This is a genomic window from Treponema sp., from assembly GCF_045657965.1.
In the GTDB taxonomy this organism is placed as follows: Bacteria; Spirochaetota; Spirochaetia; order Treponematales; family Treponemataceae; genus Treponema_D.
The window spans coordinates 1-4205 of sequence record NZ_JAZOUG010000264.1 but is presented as its reverse complement, the minus strand read 5'-3'; the positions used below and the strand labels follow the sequence as shown (position 1 = coordinate 4205).

Below are 4205 nucleotides of genomic sequence, written 5' to 3'. Positions count from 1 at the left end.
CTCAGGTATTTGAACAAATAATAAGCGCTGTATAAACACTTGCGTTGTGTACTTTCGTTTGTATATTTTAATTTAACATACTCATTAAACTTCAGAAAATCATCCCTGAAGTTCTGGTCTTCAGGTTCGAGAGTCCTCCTTATCGGGAAGGACAAATCAAAATTACCGGTTTTATAAAATGAATCCAGAACTCGAAAAAGCCTTCCCCGATAATGAAATTTGGATATATTGAACTCTCCTGTCTTCAGCCCCAAAACATCTTCTGAAAACTGTTTGCCAATTTCTGTCGTGTACACATCAGTGTTCCTTTCCTTACAGAAACGCCTGAATTGATTCGTTATTCTTTTGTAGTAAATTAAAGTACTTTTCCTGTACCCGTTTTCTTTTAGAAAAGCTAAGAAAGACTCACATATAAAATCAATAGTCATAGTGACCTCCTTTATAGATATTTTCGTAATTTATTTTCGTAAAATTGCAAATTTTCGTAATCTGTGATATTATTTTCGTAAAATGATGTTTTTGGAGGAAAAATCATGCAGGAATCTGAATTAATCGACCTGATTACGAAAATCAAGGAAAGAAAAACCGAGACTTCAAAAATAGAATTTAAAAGTGCAAAAGGTGGAACTCCAGAAAAGCTTTATGACAGTTTTTCAAGCTTTTCAAATACCGAGGGCGGAATCATCATTTTTGGAATTGATGAAAAAGCCGGATACAAAGTCTGCGGCATCCAGAATCCTGATGAACTTGAGAAGAAGATCGTTGAACAGGCAAAAGAAATGGAGCCTGTTGTAAGGCCGTTAATCAGCTTTTGTGAGTATGAGGGAAAAACTGTCGCTGCTGCCGAAATTGCTGAAATGGATTCAATCAGTAAGCCATGCTATTACACCGGAAAAGGAAAGAGCAAAGGTTCTTATATTCGAATCGGCGACGCTGACTTACCGATGACAGAATACGAAATCTATAGCTATGATGCATTTAAATACAAGACTGAAGACGAGCTTAGAACAAACAGAAGAATTGATGCTTCGCTGATTGACCAGATTCTGCTGGACGGATTTATTGCAAAAGCAGTTTCCGTAAAACCGAACCTTGTAAATATGGACAAGAAAACTCTTATTACATTAAACGGACTTTCTGATAAGGAAGGAAATCCTACAGTCTGCGGAATAATGCTGTTTGGAAAATATCCTCAGTACCTTTCTCCAAATCTTGATATTGTAGCTGTTGTATGTGCATCGAATACTTATGCAGAAGAAGCCGCAACCGGAGAACGTTTTCTTGTAAACAAGAGACTTGACGGAACAATCCCGCAGATGCTTGAAAGCGCACTTGCTTTTGTTCAGCAGAACATGAAAATCTCAACTGTAATTGATGAAAGCGGCCATCGGAATGATGTTTACGAATATCCCGTAAAAGCCGTTCGTGAAATTATTTTGAATGCGCTGATTCACCGGGATTACAGCATTCATACGGAAAACGAACCTGTTCGAATAGAAATGTATCCGAATCGAATTGAGGTTTCAAATCCGGGCGGATTATACGGACGGCTAACGCTTGATGAACTTGGAAAAACTAAAGCAGATGTAAGAAATCCTTTTATTGCAGCTGCACTGGAAATCTTGAATACGACAGAAAACAGATATTCCGGCATTCCTACAATCTACGCAGAAATGAAAAAAGCCGGCTTACTTGAGCCAAAATTTGAAAATACGAGAGGAACATTTAAAGTCACTCTCTATAATGAAAAAAAATCTGAAAATCGATTAACAGAAGAGATAATAGATTTTTGCCGGAAACCAAGATCAAAAGAAGTGATTGCTAGACAGTTTGGCTTTGACGAAAAACATCCGGCATATTTTGTGAAGAATTACATTATTCCGCTTATTGAGGAAGGAAAACTGAAATACACAATTCCTGAAAAACCACGTAGCAAAAATCAGCAGATTGTAATTGTTGAGAAAGACATCTTCTGATGAGTCCTTTTTATGTTAGAGGAAAATGCCGGAATAATAAAGCTACTAGTTAGCTTTCTCTTTTAAAAATTCCTCATAAGAATGCTCAATAATTTTTTCAATCTGGAGCATAAGTTTTTCTTTTAATGCTGCTGATTCTTCTTCATAAATTAGAGTGTCTTTTGTTGGTAAAAATAATTTATATATATCAATTCCCAGCACTTCGGCAATTTTGCAAATATTATCTTCACTTGTCCAGACACGGTAACTTTCAATGCTGGCAATTGTCTGCGGACTAATGCCGGTTTTTTCTGCCAGATCTGATTGAGTATAATTTTTGATTTTTCTATATTTCTTAATATTTGCCGAAATTCTTCTCTTTAATTCTTCGCCATTCATAGTATTTAAAATATTACAAATATATGCTAATATTTTTGTAACAAATTTACAATTATGTTGTATAATTAATTATACTAAAAAAGAGAGAAAAAGGGTATTAAAAAAATGTCCGAGGAAAATAAAACTCTAACACCGGTCTGGATAGCATATGTGGACGGAAAACGGCTTAACACCGATTACGAAGGAGCCTTGAAATCCATTACAGTTATGGACTTAATAAACGGTATTGGAACGGCAAGAATGCTGTTTGATATGTCTGCCGTGAACTTTGATGAAGATGAAGTGTTCAGCCTGATGAGTGAAGTCTCAATTCACCTTGGATATAAAGACGATGTTGAAGAAGTTTTTAAGGGCGTAGTAATACATTTTGCACCACGATTTAATGAATACGAAAATCCTAAAATGGAAGTGTTGATTTCTTCTCAGCTATTCCAGTTAAAAAAAGGTTTACATTCCAGAACCTACCTTGATAAATCACCATCTGACATAATTAAAGAAATCCTTTCGCTATATAACCTTGATTGTGACGTTGAAGACTTTGGTCCGACATTTCCAGAAATCGAACAGTTTAATGTAACCGATTATAACTATCTTAAAAGACTTACCGAAACTTATGGAAAATCTTTCTACTGCTATAACAATAAAGTCACTGTAAAAACAGAAATTACTCCTTCAAACGATGACGTAATCCTCGAATGGGGAAAATCGCTGATTTCTGCTGAAACAGAAACAAACCTTAAAGAACAGCTTTCTGAAGTTACATGTTTTGGTCACGACTGGCAGAGCGATAAGGACTTTAAGGCAACAGCTAAAATGAGTGACGTACCTTTAAGAATTGGCGGAAGCTATAACTGGGAAGATAATTCAAAAGGCTATGATCCGAAAAAGCACCATTATATAGAAGGTGGTGTTGACCAGGCAGATGCAAAAGAAATTGCAGCTGCCTTCTTAATGCAAAGTTCATTCAAGTTCCAGACAGTTAGGGTAAAATCTGAAGGAAATTACAAAATTAAGCCCGGTAACAGGCTAACAGTTAAATACCTTGGAGAACTGTTCTCTGGTGAATACCTTATAAAATTTGTAACCCACACCTTCAACATGCTTACCGGTTATGAAACAGAATGCGACTTATGCAGAAATTACTGTGAAACAAGCCTAAGTAAAGGTCATGTAAGTGCCATCGATAATGAAATGGCACAAAGTCGAAATAACAATTCAAAAGATAATGCTGCTGCATCTCAGACTGATGATTCTGAAAGCCGGGAAGATGAAACAGCAGAGGAAGAAAAGAATCCGCAGATTTCAAATCCACGCTGGGAAAAAGACGGACAGAGTATTACTAAAGCTCTTGTTGGTGACGAAGTAATTCTTTGTGCCGATGTTACAGACATCGACGACGGAAAGTCAGCAACCATCAAAATCATAGAAAAAGATGACGACGGCAATGATGACGATGTAACAACTCTTACGGCAAAAGTCCAGAACGGCAAAATTGAATGTAAGTGGAAAGTCATATACACAGAAGACGATGATGACTCTAACAGCCAGCAGGAGAAAGAAGAAAAAGGCTACACGCTTCCGGAATATGCATTTACAGTTGAGTGTGACGGGGTGGAAAGTGATGAGTCTGGACAGTTGGATGTTATGGGATGGATTAAAGTCCAATACATTGATAAATCAGGAAAACCTTTGGCTAACAAAAAGTATATTATTTATTTAACCAATGGTACCTGCATTTCAGGAAAAACAGATGAAAATGGGTTTGTTATAGAAGAAGAATTAAATATTGGTAAATATTTTATTACATTTAAGGATTAAAAAAATGGCAGAAATTAATGAAGTTGATATTTT

The 4205-nt window shown here is 36.1% G+C and carries 4 protein-coding genes; 2 read left to right on the top strand and 2 right to left on the bottom strand.

The features are described 5' to 3' along the window. Positions 1–428: hypothetical protein (locus ACKI5B_RS09990; protein ID WP_407428314.1), on the bottom strand; the 428-nt coding region annotated here is incomplete at its 3' end. Between the two features lie 105 nt (positions 429–533). Between ACKI5B_RS09990 and ACKI5B_RS09985 the strand changes: the two genes are divergently transcribed. Then, positions 534–1976, top strand: a complete 1443-nt coding sequence (locus tag ACKI5B_RS09985; protein ID WP_407428312.1) for an ATP-binding protein — start codon at positions 534–536, stop codon at positions 1974–1976. A 45-nt stretch (positions 1977–2021) separates the two neighbouring features. On the opposite strand, the gene ACKI5B_RS09980 is transcribed toward ACKI5B_RS09985, so the two are convergent. Then, positions 2022–2354, bottom strand: coding sequence for a helix-turn-helix transcriptional regulator (locus ACKI5B_RS09980; RefSeq protein ID WP_407428310.1), 333 nt, complete (start codon positions 2352–2354; stop codon positions 2022–2024). Positions 2355–2459: 105 nt separating this feature from the next. Between ACKI5B_RS09980 and ACKI5B_RS09975 the strand changes: the two genes are divergently transcribed. Next, positions 2460–4172, top strand: coding sequence for a phage late control D family protein (locus ACKI5B_RS09975; RefSeq protein WP_407428308.1), 1713 nt, complete (start codon positions 2460–2462; stop codon positions 4170–4172). Positions 4173–4205: the final 33 nt, after the last annotated feature.

Coding starts and splice junctions, on each gene's coding strand:
- ACKI5B_RS09980 (WP_407428310.1), bottom strand. CDS start 2,354: ATGAATGGCGAAGAATTAAAGAGAAGAATTTCGGCAAATATTAAGAAA.
- ACKI5B_RS09985 (WP_407428312.1), top strand. CDS start 534: ATGCAGGAATCTGAATTAATCGACCTGATTACGAAAATCAAGGAAAGA.
- ACKI5B_RS09975 (WP_407428308.1), top strand. CDS start 2,460: ATGTCCGAGGAAAATAAAACTCTAACACCGGTCTGGATAGCATATGTG.